This is a genomic window from Streptomyces sp. NPDC001709, from assembly GCF_053596375.1.
Window position 1 is genome coordinate 77,801 of record NZ_JBSFGB010000009.1, and the last position, 19,474, is coordinate 97,274.

Annotated in this window: 9 protein-coding genes; 7 read left to right on the forward strand and 2 right to left on the reverse strand. The window is 74.9% G+C overall.

The features are described 5' to 3' along the window. The first annotated feature begins 52 nt into the window (after positions 1-52). Genes ACWC0C_RS16285 through ACWC0C_RS16310 form a run of 6 tightly spaced genes read left to right on the forward strand, consistent with a single transcriptional unit; the run spans position 53 to position 16,841 of the window. On the forward strand, positions 53-7,804 hold the full coding sequence (locus ACWC0C_RS16285) for an SDR family oxidoreductase (RefSeq protein WP_450864566.1): 7,752 nt from the start codon (positions 53-55) through the stop codon (positions 7,802-7,804). A gap of 1 nt (position 7,805) precedes the next feature. After that, positions 7,806-13,448 (forward strand): beta-ketoacyl synthase N-terminal-like domain-containing protein, encoded by a 5,643-nt coding sequence (locus ACWC0C_RS16290; RefSeq protein WP_450864567.1) that lies wholly within the window; start codon positions 7,806-7,808, stop codon positions 13,446-13,448. Further along, positions 13,445-13,789, forward strand: coding sequence for an acyl carrier protein (locus ACWC0C_RS16295; protein ID WP_450864568.1), 345 nt, complete (start codon positions 13,445-13,447; stop codon positions 13,787-13,789). The genes ACWC0C_RS16290 and ACWC0C_RS16295 overlap by 4 nt, the downstream gene beginning before the upstream one ends. A 9-nt stretch (positions 13,790-13,798) precedes the next feature. Beyond that, on the forward strand, positions 13,799-14,593 hold the full coding sequence (locus tag ACWC0C_RS16300) for an alpha/beta fold hydrolase (RefSeq protein ID WP_450864683.1): 795 nt from the start codon (positions 13,799-13,801) through the stop codon (positions 14,591-14,593). Next, positions 14,590-15,771 carry a glycosyltransferase gene (locus tag ACWC0C_RS16305; protein ID WP_450864569.1) on the forward strand — a complete coding sequence of 394 codons (1,182 nt, stop codon included), beginning with the start codon at positions 14,590-14,592 and terminating at the stop codon, positions 15,769-15,771. The genes ACWC0C_RS16300 and ACWC0C_RS16305 overlap by 4 nt, the downstream gene beginning before the upstream one ends. Continuing rightward, complete coding sequence (locus ACWC0C_RS16310; RefSeq protein ID WP_450864570.1) at positions 15,768-16,841, forward strand: class I SAM-dependent methyltransferase; 1,074 nt, start codon at positions 15,768-15,770, stop codon at positions 16,839-16,841. The genes ACWC0C_RS16305 and ACWC0C_RS16310 overlap by 4 nt, the downstream gene beginning before the upstream one ends. A gap of 91 nt (positions 16,842-16,932) precedes the next feature. Here ACWC0C_RS16310 and ACWC0C_RS16315 read toward each other — a convergent pair whose 3' ends face one another. Then, positions 16,933-17,991: a lysylphosphatidylglycerol synthase transmembrane domain-containing protein gene (locus ACWC0C_RS16315; protein WP_450864571.1), complete on the reverse strand. Its 1,059-nt coding sequence runs from the start codon at positions 17,989-17,991 to the stop codon at positions 16,933-16,935. 250 nt (positions 17,992-18,241) lie between these two features. Here ACWC0C_RS16315 and ACWC0C_RS16320 point away from each other — a divergent pair, with 250 nt between their 5' ends. After that, positions 18,242-18,889: a DedA family protein gene (locus ACWC0C_RS16320; RefSeq protein WP_450864572.1), complete on the forward strand. Its 648-nt coding sequence runs from the start codon at positions 18,242-18,244 to the stop codon at positions 18,887-18,889. 38 nt (positions 18,890-18,927) lie between these two features. Here ACWC0C_RS16320 and ACWC0C_RS16325 read toward each other — a convergent pair whose 3' ends face one another. Continuing rightward, entirely contained in the window at positions 18,928-19,455 is a 528-nt protein-coding gene (locus ACWC0C_RS16325; protein ID WP_449195400.1) for a gamma carbonic anhydrase family protein, read from the reverse strand. Positions 19,456-19,474 lie beyond the last annotated feature (19 nt).

Consider the following 19,474-nt stretch of genomic DNA (forward strand, 5'->3'; position numbering starts at 1 on the left):
GTTCCGCCGCACACCCCCCACCGTGCAGTCTCGCCGATCGTGCCGGAGCATCATGACCTCGCCTGTGCGCGTCCATGACCTCGTCCTGTGCCTCACCCCGTTCGGAGAACCCGATGCCGGGCTCACCGCCGCCGCCTGCGCCGCCGGTGCGCTCGGCATCCTCGACCTCGGCACCGGCGACCGAAGGTCCCGAGAGGAGCTGTCCCGGCTGATACGGGCCGCCCCGGGGCCCTTCGGCGTACGGGTGACAGGGCGCTGCACCCTGGCCCCGGCCGACGTCGGCGACGCCCCCGACACGGTGGTCCTCACGCCGGACGCGACCTGGATCATCCCTGAACTCGCCTACCGCTACCGGGTGTTGGCGGAGATCACGGACATCGGGCAAGCGCGCACCGCCGTACACGCCGGTGCCCGAGGGCTGATCGCCCGGGGCGCTGAAAGCGGTGGCCGAGTCGGCGAACTGAGCACCTTCGTGCTGCTGCAACAGCTGCTGGCTGAGCCGGAGTTGGGACACATCCCGGTCTGGGCCTGCGGCGGCATCGGGCCGCGTACGGCGGCGGCAGCGGTGGCCGGCGGTGCCACCGGGGTCGTCCTGGACAGCCAGCTGGCCCTGCTCGCCGAGTCGGGGCTGCCCGAGACGGTCCGGTCGGTGCTGCGCTCCCTGGACGGCTCGGAGACCGTGGTGCTCGGCGGCCACCGGGTACTGCGCCGCCGGGGCCCGGACGCCCCGCACCCGCCGGCCGACGACCCCGAGGCGGTCGCGTCCCTGCTCGGCGCCGACGACCTGCGCCGCCGACTGCTCCCCGTGGGCCAGGACGGCTTCCTCGCCGCCCGGTTCGCCGAACGGTACGGGGACGTACGGCGGGTGGTGCGGGAGGTGTCGGCGGCGGTGCACGAGGTGGCCGACGGCGGCTCGGCGTCGGAGCCGGGCCCTGGGTCGGCGGCGGTGAAGGGCGTGGCCGATGGAGGAGGTTCGGCGTCGGAGGTGCGGCGCGGGTTGGCGGCGGTGCGCGACGGGTCCGATGGTGGCCCGGCATCGGAGTCGGTGGCGGTGCGCGGGGTGGCCGACGGCCGCTCGGCGTCGGAGCCGGGCCCTGGGTCGGTGGCGGTGCAGGGCGTGGCCGGTGGAGGAGGTTCGGCGTCGGAGGTGCGGCGCGGGTTGGCGGCGGTGCGCGACGGGTCCGATGGTGGCCCGGCATCGGAGTCGGTGGCGGTGCGCGGGGTGGCCGACGGCCGCTCGGCGTCGGAGCCGGGCCCTGGGTCGGTGGCGGTGCAGGGCGTGGCCGGTGCAGGGGGGTCGGTGTCGGAGCCGGGTCCTGGGTCGGTGGCGGTGCGCGGCGTAGCCGGCTGTGGCGGTCCGGCAGCTGCCCTGCGGCCCGGGGCGGTCATGAGTCGGGCGCTCGGCACCCGGCTGCCCGTCGCGCAGGGGCCCATGACCCGGGTCAGCGACCAGGCCGGCTTCGCGGCCGCCGTCGCCGCGGACGGGGCGCTGCCGTTCCTGGCGCTGGCCCTGGCCGACGGTGAACGGACCCGGTCGATGCTCACCGAGGCCAGGGCCGTACTGGCCGGGCGGCCCTGGGGCGTGGGCGTGCTCGGCTTCGCGCCCGAGGACATCAGAAACGCCCAGCTGGACGCCGTACGGGAGTTGCGGCCCACCCACGCGATCGTCGCGGGCGGGCGGCCCGCGCAGGCCGAGACGCTGGAGCGGGCCGGGATCCACACCTTCCTGCACGTGCCCTCGCCGGGGCTGCTGCGGCAGTTCCTGGACGCGGGCGCGCGCCGGTTCGTGTTCGAGGGGTCCGAGTGCGGCGGACATGTGGGGCCGCGGGCCTCCTTCCCGCTGTGGGAGGCACAACTCGCCGTCCTGACCGACTTCCTGGCCGACGCCGACGATGCCCAGGCCCGCCGCCTGGAGGTGTTCTTCGCGGGCGGCGTGCACGACGAGCGGTCGGCGGCGATGGTGGCGGCCCTGGCCGCACCGCTCACCGCCCGGGGCGCCGCCGTCGGCCTGCTCATGGGCACCGCCTACCTGTTCACCGAGGAAGCCGTCGCGCACGGCGCCATCCGGCCCCTCTTCCAGCGGCAGGTCCTCACCGCCACCACGACCGCCCTGCTGGAGACGGCCCCCGGCCACGCCACTCGCTGCGTCCCGAGCCCCTTCACCGCCGACTACCGTGCCCGGGAGGCTGCCTTGCGGGCCCAGGGCCTGCCCGACCGCGAGGTCTGGGAGCGCCTGGAAAGGCTCAACGTCGGCCGGTTGCGCATCGCCAGCAAGGGCGTCGAGCGAGGCACCGAGGGTGAGTTGGCGAAGGTCGGCGAGGAACGGCAGCTCGCGGACGGGATGTTCATGGCCGGCGAGGTCGCCGTCCTGCGCTCGGCGACCACCACCCTGGCCGATCTGCACCGCTCGGTGACCGACGGCGCCGCCGACTTCCTGACGCGGCGTTCCGCCCACCCCGGTCCGCGTTCCGCCCACCCGGGCCCCCGTTCCGCCGCCGCGCCCGAGCCGCCCGCGCCGCTGGACATCGCGATCGTCGGCATGGCCTGCATGTTCCCCCAGGCCCCCGACCTCGCCGCCTTCTGGTCCGGCATCGTCGCCGGACGCGACGCGGTCACCGAGGTGCCGCCCGAGCGCTGGGACCCGGCCGTGCACCACACCGCCGGCAGTACGGCCTCCAAGTGGGGCGGCTTCCTGCCCCGCATCCCCTTCGACCCGCTGCGCTACGGCATCCCGCCCACCTCGCTCGGCAGCATCGAACCGGTCCAGCTGCTGTCCCTGGAGGCGGCCCGCCGGGCACTCGACGACGCCGGATACGGCGAACGGGGACGGGAGTTCGACCGCGCGCGTACCTCCATCGTCTTCGGTGCCGAGGCGGGCAGCGACCTGTCCAACGCCGCCACCCTGCGCGCCGTCCTCCCCTCGTACTACGGCAAGGTCCCCGACGGCATCGAGGAGCAGCTGCCCCGGCTGACCGAGGACTCCTTCCCCGGCATGCTCGCCAACGTCATCTCCGGCCGGATCGCCAACCGGCTCGACCTCGGCGGCGCCAACTTCACCGTCGACGCCGCCTGCGCATCCTCCCTCGCCGCCCTGGACGTGGCCTGCAAGGAACTCGTCTCCGGCACCAGCGACCTCGTCCTGTGCGGCGGCGCCGACCTGCACAACGGCATCAACGACTACGTCCTGTTCTCCTCCGTCCACGCGCTTTCCCCGACCGGACGCTCGCGCGCCTTCGACTCCTCCGCCGACGGCATCGCCCTCGGCGAGGGCGTGGCCTGCGTGGCCCTCAAACGGCTCGCGGACGCCGAACGCGACGGAGACCGGATCTACGGCGTGGTCAAGGGCCTCGGCTCCGCCAGTGACGGCCGCTCCCTCGGCCTGACCGCACCCCGCCCGGAAGGACAGCGGGCGGCGCTGGAGCGCGCGTACCGCAACGCCGGCGTCTCACCCGCGACCGTCGGCCTGGTCGAGGCGCACGGCACCGGGACCGTTGTCGGCGACCGCACCGAACTCACCGTGCTCTCCGAGGTGTTCACCGAGGCCGGTGCCGCGCGGGGCGGCTGTGCGCTGGGCTCGGTCAAGTCCCAGATCGGGCACACCAAGTGCGCCGCCGGACTCGCCGGCCTGATCAAGACCGCCCTCGCGCTGTACACCGGGGTCACGCCGCCCACCCTGCACCTGGAGCGGCCCAACCCAGCCTGGACGGAGGACGACAGCCCCTTCGCCTTCCACACCCGCGCCCGGCCCTGGACGGCTCCTGCCGCCCAACGCCTCGCCGGAGTCAGCGCGTTCGGCTTCGGCGGCACCAACTTCCATGCGGTGCTCGCCGCCCACGCCGACGCCGTACCACCCCGGCAGGCCCTGGACGCCTGGCCGGCCGAGCTGTTCCTCTTCCGGGGCCGGGACACGGCGACGGCCCTCCGCCATGCCGAGGAGATCCTCCGGGCCGCCGAGACCGACAGCCACCCCTGGCGCCTGCGCGACCTGGCCCTCGCCGCGGCCCACCGCGCCGACACCTCCCACGAACCGGTACGAGCCGCTGTCGTGTCCCGCGACATCGAGGAACTCACGGGGCAACTGCGACGGCTCCTTGCGGGGGAGCATGATCCGGCTGCCGGGATCCATGTCGCGGGCGCGGTCACTGCCGGGGGCGCGGGTCCGGCGGGCGCCGGTGCCGGCGGTGCGGTGGCGCAGGGTGCCGCGGGTTCGGCGGCGGGTGGTGTCCCGGTTCCGGCGGCGGCCGGTGGTGAGGACCCGGACGCCCACGGTGCTGCGGGTGCGGCGGAGACCGGTGTCGCGGAGTTGGTGCGGGGCGAGATCGCCGACCCGGCGTCGGAGGGTGTCGCGGACTCAGTGACGGCGGGCACCCCAACTGCGCTGGCGGACGGCGTCGAGAGTCCCGTACGTCGCGAAACCATGGCCCCGGCGGCGGCCGGCGTCGCGGGCCCGGTGCACGGCCAGGCCGCTGACCCGGTGCACGGCCAGGCCGCCGGCCCGGTGTCCGGCAAGGTCGCCTTCCTCTTCCCCGGGCAGGGCAGCCAGCGTCCCGGAATGCTCGCCGAGCTTCTGGTGCACCTGCCCGGGCTGCGGTACTACCTGGACCTCGGCCGTGCGCATGCCGACACCGTCCATCCGCCGGCCGCCTTCGACGACGCCGCCCGTGAGCGCCGCCGGGCCGCGCTCACGGACACCCGGAGTGCGCAGCCCGCCCTCGGCATCACGGGCCTCGCAGCGCACGCCTTCCTCACTGCGGCCGGGGTCCACCCCGACCAGGCCGCCGGGCACAGCTACGGCGAGTTGGTCGCCCTCGCCGCGGCCGGCGCCCTCGACCCCGAGACATTGCTGGAGCTGAGTGCCGAGCGGGCCGGCGCGATCCTTGCGGCGGCGGGCGACGACCCGGGCACCATGGCCGCCGTCGGCGCCCCCGCCGAGACCGTCGTACACACCCTGCGCTCGGCCGACGCACCCGCCTCGGTCGTCGTGGCCAACCTCAACTCGCCCGAACAGACGGTGATTTCCGGACCGATGGCGGACATCGAGGCGGCCGTACGGCTGCTGCGGGCCGCCGGGCTCGGAGCGCGGCGCATCCCTGTGGCCTGTGCCTTCCACAGCCCGCTCGTGGCCGGGGCGGGGGAGCGGTTCGCCGAGGTTCTCGCGGACAAGCCGGTACGGCCACCCGAGTTCCCCGTGTGGGCCAACCGCACCGCCGCGCCCTACCCCCACGACCCCGACCAGGTGCGCGCCGAACTCGCCGCCCAGATCGGTGCCCCGGTCGCGTTCGCCGCCCAGATCGAGGCGATGTACGAGGCCGGTGCGCGCCTCTTCGTCGAGGCGGGCCCCGGCAGGGTCCTCACCCGGCTGGTCGGACGGATCCTCGGCGACCGCCCGCACACCACGGTCGCCTGCGAACCCTCTGCCGACAGCGGCCTGCGCGGCTGGCTCGACGCCCTCGCCCAACTCGCCGTCGCCGGACAGCCCGTGCGCACCGCCTGGCTCCTGCGGGGCCGCGACGCCGTCGACGCGCTGCGCACCCCGGCGCCGCGGCGGCCCGGCTGGACGGTCGACGGACACCTCGTCCGCACCGCCGACGGAGCACTCCTGCCCGGTGCCCTCGCACCGGCCCGACGAGTCGTGGAGACGACCGTGACCACCGACCAGCCGTACGGCGCCCCGGCCGACCGGGACGCGCTCATCTCCGAATTCCTGCGCACCAGCCGGGAGATGGTCGCCGCCCAGCGCGATGTCCTGCTCGCCTACTTCGGCGCCACGCCGGGCGTCACACCACCGGCGCCCGTGGCACCACCCGTACCGGCCCCGCAGTCGAACCTGCCCGAACTGCCGCCGTTGGCAGCGCAGTTCCTGCCCCAGGAGCCGATCGGCGAACAGCCGGTGGACGACGTGGCGCGGGTCGTCCTGGAGATCATCAGCGAACGCACCGGCTACCCCGTCGACATGATCGAACCCGATCTCGATCTGGAGGCGGACCTCAGCATCGACTCGATCAAGCGCGCCGAGATAGCGGGCGAACTCGCCAAGCGCCTGGGCATCGCGGGCGGCGCGGACATCCTGGACGACGCCGAACTGGAGGAACTGGCCAAGGCGCGCACGGCGGCGGCGGTGACGGGTTGGCTGACAGCCCGGGTCGGCGCGCACACGGGCGTCGGGAGCGACCAGGCCGAGGTGCCGTACGCCGGCGTCGGGAGCGACCAGGCCGAGGTGCCGTATGCCGGTGGCGGGAGCGGGTCGGCCGCGGCGTCGTACGCCCGTGGCGGAGGAGGCGGGCGTGTCGGCGAGCCGCCCGAGCCGTCTCACGCCCCGGTCGGTGTCGCGCCCCGGCGGTGCGAGCTACGGCCCGTCCCCCTACCGGAGCCGGACCCGGCCACCGACCCCGCCCCCGTCCTGTCCGGCCGGCGTTTCGCCCTGCTCGGAGACGGTGGGGGCACGGCGGCCGAGGTCGTGGCGCGGCTCGCCGGACACGGTGCCGAAGCGGTGGTCCTCGACCGGGGCCACCTCCTCACCCAGGCCGACGGACCGGTCGACGGTGTCGTGTACCTCGGCGCACTGCCCGGCCCTGACCTCCCGGTGCTGCCGGACGCCTTCCCGGTGCTCCGGGCGGCGCTCGCACGCGGACCGCGGTGGCTGCTCACCGTCCGGGCCGCCGACCCCACGGGGGCACTGCGGGCGGCCGGCCTGGACGGGCTGATCCGCAGCGTCGGCCGCGAATACCCGGACCTGCTCGCACGGGTCGTAGCCCTCCCGGACACCGCCCCGTCGGCCGTCGCCGACGCCGTACTCGCCGAGCTGCGCGCACCCGAACCGGCCCCCGTCGTCCTGCGTACGGCGGCCGGAGCCCGGCAGGGCCTCGCGCTGGTGCCCGCGCCCCTCGGCCCGCTCGCCGCCACCGGCGCCGGACCCGCCGGGGACGGCGTCGCCGAAGCGGCCGCGCTCGGCCTCGACCAGGACTCCGTGGTGCTGCTCGTCGGCGGTGCCCGGGGCATCACCGCGAGGTTCGCGGCCACGCTGGCCGGCGCCTGCCGGTGCCGTGTCGAGCTGCTGGGCCGTACGCCGGCGCCCACCGCCCCCGAGGACCCGCACACCGCCGCCGCCCGCACGCCCGTCGAGCTGCGCGCGGCACTCGCCGCCGGGCCCGGCGCACCCGGGCCCGTCGAGATCAACCGGGCCGCCGAACTGATCCTCGCCCAGCGGGAGATCACCACGACCCTCACCGAACTCGGCGCACTCGGCAGCGCGGCCCGCTACCACTCGGTGGACTTCCGGGACCGGGACGCCGTCCTGCAGGCGCTCAAGGAGATCCACGCCGAACACGGCCGGCTCGACGGAGTCGTCTTCGCCGCCGGGGTGATCGAGGACCGGCTGATCGCCGACAAGTCCCCCGAGTCCTTCCAGCGGGTCTACGGCACGAAGACGGCCGGGGCCGCCGCGCTGTTCGCCGCCCTGGACGACCTGCCGGGCGCGCCCGCGTTCACCGTGCTGTTCGGCAGCGTCGCCGCCGTCGTCGGCAACCGCGGCCAGGCCGACTACGCCGCCGCCAACGACGCCCTGGAAGTGCTGGGCGCCGACTGGGCCGCCCGGACGGGTGCCCGCGCGCTGACCGTCCACTGGGGACCCTGGGCGCCGGCCGGCACGCACGGCGGGATGGTCGGCGCGGAACTCGGCCGCGAGTACGCCCGGCGCGGGATCGAGCTGATCGACCCGGACGAGGGTACGGCCGCCCTGCTGCGGGAACTCGCCTGGGGCGATCCGTCGGCCCGCGCCGTCGTCTACACCGCGTCGGGCTGGTGACATGACGGAACGTCGAACGCCGGTCGCCATCGTCGGGATGGCGGTCCTGCTGCCCGGCGCCCCCGGCCTCGACGCCTACTGGCGCAACCTGCGCGACGGCGTCGACGCGATCAGCGAGGTCCCCGCAGACCGCTGGGACGCCGACTACTACCGGCCCGGCTCGGCCGCCGAACCAGCCGCCCCCGACCGGATCTACTGCCGACGCGGTGGATTCGTCGACGGCCTGGCCGAGGTGGACGTCACCCGGTACGGCATCATGCCCGCCTCGGTGCCCGGCACCGAACCCGACCAGCTGATCGCCCTCGACGTGGCCGCCGCCGCGCTCGCCGACGCGGGCGGCGACGAACGGCTCCCGGCGCGGGACCGGATCGGCGTGGCCCTGGGGCGCGGTGGCTATCTCACGCCGGGCCTGGTCCGCCTGGACCAGCGGGTGCGTACGGCCGGCCAGCTGACGCGCACCTTGGGCGAGCTGCTACCGGACCTCTCGGCCGCCCAACTCGACCGGATCCGAGCGGCGTTCACCGAACGGCTCGGCCCCGACAGTCCGGAGTCCGCGATCGGCCTGGTCCCCAACCTCGCCGCCTCCCGCATCGCCAACCGGCTCGACCTGCGCGGCCCCGCCTACACCGTGGACGCGGCCTGCGCCTCCTCCCTCGTCGCCGTGGACCAGGCGGTCACCGAACTCACCACCGGCCGCTGCGATGTGATGCTGGCCGGGGGAGTGCACCACTGCCACGACATCACCCTCTGGAGCGTCTTCTCCCAACTGCGCGCCCTGTCCCCGACCCAGCGCATCCGCCCCTTCCACCGCGACGCCGACGGCATCCTCATCGGCGAGGGCACGGGCGTCGTCGTACTGAGGCGGCTCGCGGACGCCGAACGCGCCGGCGACCGCGTCTACGCGGTGATCCGGGGCACGGGCGTGGCCGGCGACGGCCGTACGGCGGGACTCGCCGCCCCCGACCCGGGCGGCCAGGCGAGAGCCGTGCGGCAGGCCTGGCGGGCCGCCGGACTCGACCCCGCCGCACCGGACGCCATCGGCCTGCTGGAGGCCCACGGCACCGCGACCCCCGCTGGCGATGCGGCCGAACTCGCCACCCTGGCCGAGGTGTTCGGACCGGCGGACGGCACCGGCTTCCGCCCCGTCCTCGGCTCGGTGAAGTCGATGATCGGCCACACCATGCCGGCCGCCGGGGTCGCCGGCCTGGTCAAGGCCGCCCTCGCCGTCCACCACGGCACCCTCCTGCCCACCCTCCACTGCGACACCCCGCACCCCGCCCTCACCGCCACCCGCTTCCGCACCCTGGACCGGGCCCGCCCCTGGGAGACCGACCCCCGACACCCGGTCCGCCGAGCCGCCGTGAACGCCTTCGGATTCGGCGGGATCAACGCCCATGTGGTGCTGGAGGAGGCGCCGGGGGCGGGTGCGTCGCCGGGGGCGGTGCGGGGCGCGCCTGCCGGACCGTCCGGGGTCGTGCGCGGGGGTTCGGTGCCGGCCGGGGAAGGGCGCGGGGGTTCGGTGCCGACCGGGGGAGGGCGCGGGGTTTCGGCGTCGGGGGAGGAGTGGAGTGCGTCGGCCGTCCGGGGGGAGCCTGCGGGTGCGGGTTCGGTGTCGGCGGGGGACGTGAGTACTCCTTCAGCACCGCCGGAGGCCGCCCTCGCCCGCCCCGAGCCGGAAAGAGCGCGCGGTGTGCCGTCCGTGTCCGCTCCCGCGCAGGTCAGCGAGCCCGAGCGGATCCTGCTGCTCGCCGCCGACGGTGTGGCGGACCTCGTGGACGTCCTCGGCGCCGATGACTCGGCCGTCCTCTCCGCAGGCCTCGACCCGGCCCGGCCGCACCCCGACGCCGGTGCGGTCCGGCTCGGGATCGTGAACCCGACCGCCAAACGGCTCGCCCTGGCCCGCCGCGCCGTCGCCAAGGGCCGGGCCTGGCAGGGCCGCAGCGATGTGTGGTTCCGGCCGGGCCCGCTGCTCGGCCGGGCCGGTGGCCGGCTGGCGTTCGTCTTCCCCGGCCTGGAGGGCGACTTCTTACCCCGCACCGACGACATCGCGGCCCACTTCGGCCTCTCGCCGCTGTCCGGCACGGACGTCCGGGTCGGTGATGTCGGACGGCACGGCTTCGGGGTCGTCGGAGCGGGCCGCCTGCTGGACCGGGCGCTGCGCCGGATGGGTGTCGTACCGGACGCGGTCGCGGGACACAGCGTCGGCGAGTGGACGGCCATGGCAGCGGCGGGACTGTACGCGGCGGATCAGGTGGACGCGTTCATGGCCGAGTTCGACCCGGACACGGTCACCGTCCCCGGCCTCGTCTTCGCCGCCCTCGGCACCTCCGCCGCACACGTCCGCGCCGCGCTCGCCGAGACCTGGGCGCACTCCGGGATCGTGCTCTCCCACGACAACGCGCCCCGCCAGTCCATGGTGTGCGGACCCGGCACGGCGGTCGAGGAGTTCGTACGGTCCCTGCGCGCGCGGGGGGTGATCTGCCAGGTGCTGCCGTTCCGTTCCGGCTTCCACACGCCGATGCTGGAGCCGTACCTCGCACCCATCAAGGAGGCCGCCGACCACTTCCGGCTCCATCCGCCGACCGTGCCGGTGTGGTCCGGTACGACTGCCGCGCCTTTCCCGCGGACCGAGCGGGCGGTGCGCGAGCTGTTCGTACGGCACCTGCTGGAACCCGTCCGCTTCCGCGAACTGACCGAGGCCCTGTACGCCGCCGGGCACCGCGTCTTCGTCCAGGCCGGCCCCGGCCGGCTCACCTCCCTGATCAGCGACACCCTCGGCGACCGCGACCACCTGACCGTCGCCGCCAACGCACCCGAGCGTAGCGGCATGTCCCAATTGCGGCGCGTGGCAACGGCGTTGTGGGTGGCCGGGGCGGCGTCCGTGGCCCCGGCGCTGCGACCCCCTACGACAGCGACGACTCCGCCCGCCGCCGTGCCGCCGCACACCGTAACGCCCCCGCCCGCTCTCCCACCCCGTACCGCGGCGAACGCCCCGGCACACCGGCACCGCCCGCCCGTCCGACTCGACCTCGGCGCCGCCCTGGTCTCACTGAAGGGGCCGACACTGGACGCACTCCGCGCGGAACTGCGCTCCGGATCCCACGCCCCGCAGCCTGTACCCACGGCCCGCCAGGGATCCCCTGCCGGGCAGCCGGCTCCTATGGGCGACTCGGGATCGTCGCCTGCCGCCGAGTCTGGCCCGGCGGGGTGCTCGTCCGCCGCGCATCCCGTCCCGACGGGTCGCCAGGGCTCGCCTGGCGTGCTTCCTGCGTCCGTGGGGCGCCTGGGATCGCCGGCCGCGAGTCCCGCGCGCACGGGCCGGGAGGGATCCCCTGCCGGGCAGCCGGCTCCTATGGGCGACTCGGGATCGTCGCCTGCCGCCGAGTCTGGCCCGGCGGGGTGCTCGTCCGCCGCGCATCCCGTCCCGACGGGTCGCCAGGAGTCGCCTGGTGTCCTTCCTGCGTCCGTGGGCCGCCTGGGATCGCCGGCCGCGAGTCCTGCGCGCACGGCCCGGGAGGGATCGCCCTCCGGGCAGCCGGCTCCTACGGGCGGTCCGCGATTTCCTGCCGGGCAGCCTGCCCCTACGGGCGGTCCGCAATTTCCTGCCGCCCAGTCTGTGCCCGCGGGCGACCCGCGAACGCCTGCCGCGCACCCGGTGCCCAGTCACCGCCCGGGAGGGCCCGCCGCCGAGCATGCCCCGTCCGCAGCGGTCCCGAGCGGCGCAGGCCTCGGTGAACTGGACAGACTTGCCCACCACTTCCCGGCCGCCGCCGAGCTGACCGCCCTGCTGCGGGACACCGCGGACACAGCGGCGGAGCTGATCGCGGCGAGCGCCCGTCGCCACCGGACCGGCGCCGCAACCACAACCACCACGGTCCCCGAGCCCCCTGCCCCGTCCCCCCAGCCCTCCAGGGCTCCCACGCGCACTGCCCCAGCCCCCGGGCCCGCCAGGCCCACCCCAACCACGCCCCCAACCCCAACCCCAACCTCGACCGCGAACACCACCACCCTCCACATCTCCCCCCACACCATGCCCCACCTCCTAGACCACTGCTTCTTCCCCCAACGCCCCAACTGGCCCGATCTCGAGGACCGTTGGCCGGTAGTCCCCGCCACCACCCTCGTCCGGCACATGATGGACGCGGCGGAGGCGGCGGCCCCCGGACTGCGGGCGGTCGCCGTGCACGAGGCTCGTTTCGACCGCTGGCTCACCGCCACGCCACCCGTCGATGTACAGGTCACCGTCACCCCGGACCCGGACCGCCGCCCGGACCACGTCACCGTGGCCTTCGGACCCACCGCACGCGCCACGGTCGAACTCGCCCCGCGGCACCCCGCACCGCCGCCGCCCAGCCCGCTCCCGGACGCCCCCGAACGCTGCCCCGAGCACACGGCGGCACAGATCTACCGGGAGCGCTGGATGTTCCACGGCCCCGGCTTCCAGGGCCTGACCGACCTCACCGCGATCGGCGAACGGCACATCCGCGGAGTGGTCACCGCGCCCGCGGCCCCGGGCGCGCTGCTGGACAATGTGGGCCAGCTCCTCGGCTACTGGATCATGGCGACCCGCACCGAGCGGACCGTCGTCTTCCCGGTGCGGATGCGGCACATACGGTTCCACGGACCGCACCCGGCCCCCGGCACCGAGGTCCGCTGCGTGCTGCGGATCACCTCCCTCACGGACACGCTCCTGGAGGCGGACGCGGAGCTGACCGTCGGCGGCCGGGTGTGGGCCGTGATCGGCGGCTGGCAGGACCGCCGCTTCGACAACGACCCGAGCACCCGGCCCGTCGAGCGTTTCCCCGAGCGCCACACCCTGTCCGAGGCCATGCCCGGCGGCTGGGCGCTGGTGCACGAGCGCTGGCCGGACCTCGCCTCACGCGAGCTGATCATGCGCAACTCGCTCGGCGGCGCCGAACGCGCCGAGTACGCCGAACGCCCGCCGCGCGGCCGCCGGCAGTGGCTGCTCGGCCGGATCGCGGCCAAGGACGCCGTACGGCAGTGGCTCTGGCAGCACGGCGAAGGACCCGTCTTCCCGGCCGAACTGCGCGTCCGCAATGACGAGTTGGGGCGGCCGTATGTGACCGGGGTGCACGGCCGCGCCCTGCCCCCGCTGGACATCTCGCTCGCCCACCGCGCCGAGGCAGCCGTGGCGATCGTACGGCCGCACTCGCCCCAGCCCGGTCCCGGCATCGACGTCGAAGAGGTCACCCGGCGCGATCCGGCCGTCCTCGCCACCGCGCTCGGTCCGGACGAACTCCGGTTGCTGCACGCACGGTTGGCGGTCGGACCCGATCCGCAGGAGCTGTGGTTCACCCGCTTCTGGGCGGCCAAGGAGGCCGTCGCCAAGGCCGAGGGTGTCGGATTCGGCGGCCGGCCACGGGACTTCACGGTGCTGGAGACCGCCCCGGACGGCAGCCGCCTGCTGGTCTCCGGCCGCCTGGAAGGCGCCTACACCGTGCACTGCGCGCCGGTGGCCAATCCGCCCGCACTGCCGGAGCGCGCCTACGTGGTGGCCTGGACGACCGGGCCCGGAGCCGACGACGGACATCGCGACGGCCGACACCCCGACGGCCGACACCCCGACGACGGACACCCCGACGGCGGACAAACCGACGAAGCAGCCGAGGAGCAACCCCGATGAACCCCACCCAGCCGGCCCCGGCGCACACCCACCAGCCGGCCCCGGCGCAGCCCACCGTCGACACCGTGCTCGCCGACATCACCGGCATGCTGCGCACGGTGCTGGCGGAGTACGGCGGCGACGACGTGCTGATCGGCCTGTCCACCACCTTCAACCGCGACCTGGAACTGGAGAGCATCGACCTCGTCACCCTGGCGGGGCTGCTGGAGGAGCGGTACGGCCAGCGGGTCAACCTTGCCGAGTTCCTGGCCGGCATGGAGTTCGACGAGATCATCGAGCTGACCGTCGGCCGGCTGGTGGAGTACGTGGTGTGGAGCCTGAAGTCCACCGAGGCGGGCTGAGCCGTGGCGATGGTCGACGCCGGCGGGATCCGGCTGCACGTCCAGCGCACGGGACCGGCCGACGGCCGCCTCCCGCACGCCACGGTGGTCCTGGTGCACGGGCTGCTCACCGACAGCCTGGCCAGCTACTACTTCACCGTCGCGCCACGCTTCGCCGCGGCCGGGCTCGACGTCGTCATGTACGACCTGCGTGGCCACGGCCGCAGCGAGCGCCCGCCGGCGGGCTACACCCTCGACCACAACATCGACGACCTGGAAGCGCTCCTCGGCCGGCTGGCCATCACCGGGCCCGTCCACCTCGTCGGCAACTCCTACGGCGGCACCATCGCCTTCGGCTACGCCGCCCGGCACCCGGAGCGCACGGCCGGTGTGACCCTGATCGAGTCCGAGCCCGCGACCACCGCCTGGGCGGCGAAGCTCGGCCGGATCCTCGACCGGGTCATGACCGAACTCGCCCACAACGAGCCCGACGCGATCGCCTGGATCACCGCCAACCGCGGCCACAACACCGCCCGGCTGGCCAAGGGCGCGGCCCGGCTCGCCCGTGAGACCACCCTCGGCCGGGACATCCCGGCCAGCCGCGTGCTGACCGAGGACGCGATCAGGGCCGTACGCTGCCCGGTCCTCGGCGTGTACGGCGGCGAGTCGGACCTCGCGGACCTGGTGCCGCTGATGAAGGACCTGCTGACCGACTACCGGGCGGTCGTACTGCCGGGACACGAGCACTCCGTGCTGGTGGAGGCGCCGGCGGCCGTCGGCGGGCACATCCTGGACCTGATCGGCGCGGGGGCGGGTGTCGGATGAGCGCCTTCCTCTTCGTCGTGCCGCCGCTGACCGGGCACGTCAACCCCGCCGTCGGTGTCGCCGCCCGGCTGGCCGCGCGCGGGCACCGGGTGGCCTGGGTGTGCGCGGACCCGGCACTGGTGCGGAGGCTCGCGGGCGCGGACGCCCAGGTGTTCGGCTGCGCGGGCGCGGTGCCGGGCGCCGAGGGCGTCGTACGACCGCCGGACCTGCGGGGCGCGGAGGCGCTGAAGTTCCTGTGGGAGTGGTATCTGCTGCCGCTCGCCGACGCCATGGCGCCCGGTGTCCGCGCGGCGGCCGAGGCGTTCCGCCCGGACGTGGTCGTGGCCGACCAGCAGGCCTTCGCCGGTGCCCTGGTGGCCGAACGCCTCGCACTGCCGTGGGCCACCTCGGCCACCACCTCGGCGGAGTTCACCGGCGCCTACGACGGTCTGCCGAAGGTCGCCGCCTGGCTGCGGCACCGCCTGACCGAGCTGCGCACCCGCATCGGCGACCCGTCCGGCACCGCCGACCCGCGCTCCTCACCGCACCTGTTGCTGATCTTCAGCACGCCCGAACTCATCGGTCCCCAGGCGCCGTTGGCCGCGCACATCCACTACATCGGCCCCTCGCTCGGCGGCCGCCCGGCCGGGCCCGGCTTCCCCTGGGCGCGACTGGACCAGGGCCGGGCGAAGGTCCTGGTGACCCTGGGCACGGCGAACGCCGACGCGGGCGGCCGGTTCCTCGCCGAATGCCGCACCGCGCTGCGGGAACGCGCCGACCGGGTGCAGGCGGTGATCGCCGACCCGGGCGGCGCCCTCGCGGTGCCGCCCGGCGACAAGGACGTCCTGGTCCTGCCGTCGGTGCCCCAACTCGCCCTGCTGGAACGGATGGACGCCGTCATCTGCCACGCGGGGCACAACACCGTGTGCGAGGCCCTCTGGCACGGTGTCCCGCTCGTCGTCGCGCCCATCCGCGACGATCAGCCCGTGGTGGCCGGACAGGTCGTGGACGCGGGCGCCGGCGTCCGCGTCCGCTTCGGCCGGGTCCACGCGGACCGGCTGGGCGCGGCCCTCGACACCGTCCTCACCGACCCCGCCCACCGGGCCGCCGCCGCCCGGATCCGCAGCGCCTTCCGTGCGGCGGGCGGCGCCACGGCCGCGGCGGTCCACCTCGAACACCTCGCAGCGGAGAGCCGATGACCGAGAACGATCAGCCCGACAAGACGGCCCGCATCGCCGCGCTGCGCCCCGCCTACCAGCGGGACCTGGCCACCGGCACGGACCGCTTCTTCGCCGCCCGGCGCACCGACTGCCCCTGGTGCGGCGCGGACCGGCTCGACACCCGCCTGCGCACCACCGACCTGCTCCAGCACAAGCCCGGCCGCTTCACCCTCGACCACTGCGCCGACTGCGGCCACACCTTCCAGAACCCCCAACTCACCGAAGACGGCCTGGAGTTCTACTACCGGGACTTCTACGACGGCCTCGGCGAACAGCGCATGAGCGGCACCTTCGGCGGCCGTGGCGCCATGTACCGGGGCCGCGCCGAGGCGATGCTGCCGCACCATCCCGCCCCGAAGACCTGGCTGGACGTCGGCACCGGCCACGGCCACTTCTGCGCGACCGCCCGCACTGTGCTGCCCGGCACCTCCTTCGACGGGCTCGACTTCACCGACGGCGTCGAACTCGCCGCCCGCGAAGGCCGCGTGGACCACGCCCACCGCGGCGCGTTCCCCGCCCTCGCCCCCGAACTCACCGCCCGCTACGACGTGGTGAGCATGTTCCATTACCTGGAGCACAGCGCCGACCCGGACCGCGAACTGCGCGCAGCCCACGAGGCCCTGCGCCCAGGAGGCCACCTCCTCATCGAGGTGCCGGACCCGGAGAGCCGCTACGCCAGGCTGCTCGGCCGCTGGTGGCTGCCCTGGCTCCAGCCGCAGCACCTGCACTTCATGCCCGTCGCCAACCTCCGGCGCAGGCTGACCGAACTCGGCTTCGCGGTGGTGGCCGAGCAGCACGCCGCGGCGCACGACCCGGTCGACCTGCTCGCCGCGGTCTGGCTGGCGCTCGACCACACCGCCCCGCGCGAGGACGCCCCCTGGCTGCCGGAGCCGCCCGGCGCCCTGCGCCGCGCCGCCCGCACCGCACTCCTCCTCGCAGGCGTGCCCGCGCTCCTCACCGCGACGCTCCTCGACCGGTTCGCGATCCGCCCCCTGTCCGACCGCCTCGGCCTTTCCAACGCGTACCGCCTGGTGGCGCGCAGGGAGTGACCGCGGCGCGGCCCGGCGCGGAGGCCTTCAGGGGCGCCTGATCAACACCCGAGTTCGGGTGGGCGGATGGGCGGGTGGCTCAAGAACCGGCTCACAGCACCTTGGCCCGGATCAGCGCCGACAGCGTCAGGGTGCCCGGCAGCAGCGGCACCCAGTCGGTCAGCACCCGGTAGCCGATGACCGTCGCGGTGGCCACCGCCGGCGGGGAGCCGAAGGCGACCAGCGTCCACACCAGCGCCGCGTCGACCGCGAACCCGCCCGGCGCCGGCACCGCCCCCACGGCCGTGCCCGCCGCGAGATAGGCGAGCACCACGTGCGCCCAGGGCAGTCCCAGCCCGAGCGAGGCACCGACACAGGCGAGGGTGGTCCCCTGCATCAGCGGCATCGCGACCGCCCCGCCCCACAGCGCGACCACCCGGGAGGGCCGCGTGTGCACCTCCCGCGCGTCGGTGAGGGCGGAGCGCAGCAGCCCGGTCACGGGCCGGCGCAACGGCCGTACGAGCGTCAGCAGCGCCCCCGCCACCGCCAGGACACCGCCCACGACCGCGGCGAGCGGCACCAGCAGCCGCCCGTCCGGGACCAGCTCGCCCAGCCGCCGCCAGGCAGGCGACGCCGCGAGAAAGACCACCAGCACGACCGTCTTGGCGGAGGACTTCGCCAGCGAGTACAGCCCGATGGACGCGGTCGCACGGTCCAGCGGCACCCCGCGCGCCCGTAGAAAGCGCACGGTGACGGCATGCGCGCCGAGCCCGCCGGGCAGCGCGTGGTTGGCGGCACCGGCGCCGAACTGCGAGGCCAGCAGCAATCCCGGCGGCACCCGGTCGGGCAGGGCGCCCTGCCGTACGCAGGAGGCCGCCACCCAGTTCAGGCAGGTGAATCCGCCCCCGGCCAGCAGCCAGCCGGGATCCGCGGCCACGAGCCGCCGCATCCCCTCGTACACCACGGGCCGGTTGGCCAAGGCCCAGCCGCCGGCCAGCAGCAGCGGAGCCAGGCACAGGGCCAGCCGCACGCCCCGGCCCGCCATGAAAGACGCGGGCCGGGGCGAAGCCGTTCCCCGTGCGAGCGAGGAGCCCGGGGGCAGGGGGAGTGAGGAGAGCGGGGACAGCGAGGACAGGAAGGACAGAGAGGAGGAGGGGGACGGTGAGGACACGGGGACGTCGTCCTTCCGCGGCGGGTCCCCCGGTGGGGACCTGGGGAGGCGGGTCGGGCGATACCGGTGGAGCTTTCCCCGCCCGCGTGACACAGGGATGTCCGAAAACCGAAGGACCGAGGGCGGGACGGTGCCGCCGGGCGGACGCGCGCAAGCCGCCGTTCACCGCCGACCAGGTAGCCTTCCCTTGGGACGCGCTTTACATGCGGCGCCCCGCAAGGCAAGGACGGCGACAGGGGAGGATCCGGCGGTGCACGTCCAGGAATGGCTCGACACGGTGCCCGCGGCCGCCGTCTATGCCCTGGTGGCCCTGGTGATCGGTCTGGAGAGCCTGGGCATCCCGCTTCCCGGCGAGATCGTCCTGGTCTCGGCGGCGCTGATGTCCTCCCAGCACTCGGGCATCAACCCGGTCGTCCTCGGCGCCTGCGCGACCGCCGGCGCCGTGATCGGCGACTCCATCGGCTATGCGATCGGCCGCAAGGGCGGCCGCCCGCTGCTGGCCTGGCTGGGCAGGAAGTTCCCGAGACACTTCAGCGAGGGCCATGTGGCCACCGCCGAGCGGTCGTTCGAGAAGTGGGGCATGTGGGCCGTCTTCGTCGGCCGCTTCATCGCCCTCCTGCGCATCTTCGCCGGCCCGCTCGCGGGCGTCCTCCACATGCCGTACTGGAAGTTCCTGATCGCCAACATCCTCGGCGGCATCTGCTGGGCGGGCGGCACGACGGCCGTCATCTACTACGTGGGCGTCGTCGCCGAGGGCTGGCTGAAGAAGTTCTCCTACGTGGGCCTCGCAGCGGCGGTCCTGATCGGCCTGGCCTCCATGCTGATCATCAAGCGCAAGGCGAAGAAGGCGCAGCAGCGGCACGACCGGGAAGCGGAACCGGTAAGCGCCGGTGAGTGAGGGCGGGCAACCCCGACGACCCGCACCCGCGAACGCGCCTACTGATGCACGTCCGTGTGCGCCTTGGCCAACTCGGCGTACATGGTGCCGTTGAGGGTGACCCCCTGCCGCTCCTCTTCGGAGAGCGGCCGCTTGACCTTCGCCGGCACTCCCGCAACCAGTGACCCGGCCGGCACCACCATCCCCTGCGGCACCAAAGCCTGAGCGGCCACGAGCGACCCGGCGCCGATCACGGCCCCGTTCAGCACGGTCGCCCCCATCCCGATGAGGCAGTCGTCCTCCACGGTCGCCCCATGCACCACGGCGTTGTGCCCGATGGACACCCGCTCACCCACGCTGACGGGGAACCCGGGATCCGCATGCAGTGTGCAGTTGTCCTGCACATTACTGCTCGCGCCGACCTCGATCCGCTCGACGTCGCCGCGAATCACCGCGCCGTACCAGACACTGGCCCCGGAGCGGAGCGTAACGTCCCCGATCACGGAAGCCGTAGGTGCCACGAACGCCTCGGGATCGATCTGGGGCTCCTTGCCGCCGATGCCCACAATCAGCGCCTGCTGCGTCATCACGGTTCTCCTCGCATCC

Excerpts from the sequence above, each read along its gene's own strand:
- ACWC0C_RS16285 (WP_450864566.1), top strand. The coding sequence starts at position 53 with ATGACCTCGCCTGTGCGCGTCCATGACCTCGTCCTGTGCCTCACCCCG.
- ACWC0C_RS16290 (WP_450864567.1), top strand. The coding sequence starts at position 7,806 with ATGACGGAACGTCGAACGCCGGTCGCCATCGTCGGGATGGCGGTCCTG.
- ACWC0C_RS16295 (WP_450864568.1), top strand. The coding sequence starts at position 13,445 with ATGAACCCCACCCAGCCGGCCCCGGCGCACACCCACCAGCCGGCCCCG.
- ACWC0C_RS16300 (WP_450864683.1), top strand. The coding sequence starts at position 13,799 with ATGGTCGACGCCGGCGGGATCCGGCTGCACGTCCAGCGCACGGGACCG.
- ACWC0C_RS16305 (WP_450864569.1), top strand. The coding sequence starts at position 14,590 with ATGAGCGCCTTCCTCTTCGTCGTGCCGCCGCTGACCGGGCACGTCAAC.
- ACWC0C_RS16310 (WP_450864570.1), top strand. The coding sequence starts at position 15,768 with ATGACCGAGAACGATCAGCCCGACAAGACGGCCCGCATCGCCGCGCTG.
- ACWC0C_RS16325 (WP_449195400.1), bottom strand. The coding sequence starts at position 19,455 with ATGACGCAGCAGGCGCTGATTGTGGGCATCGGCGGCAAGGAGCCCCAG.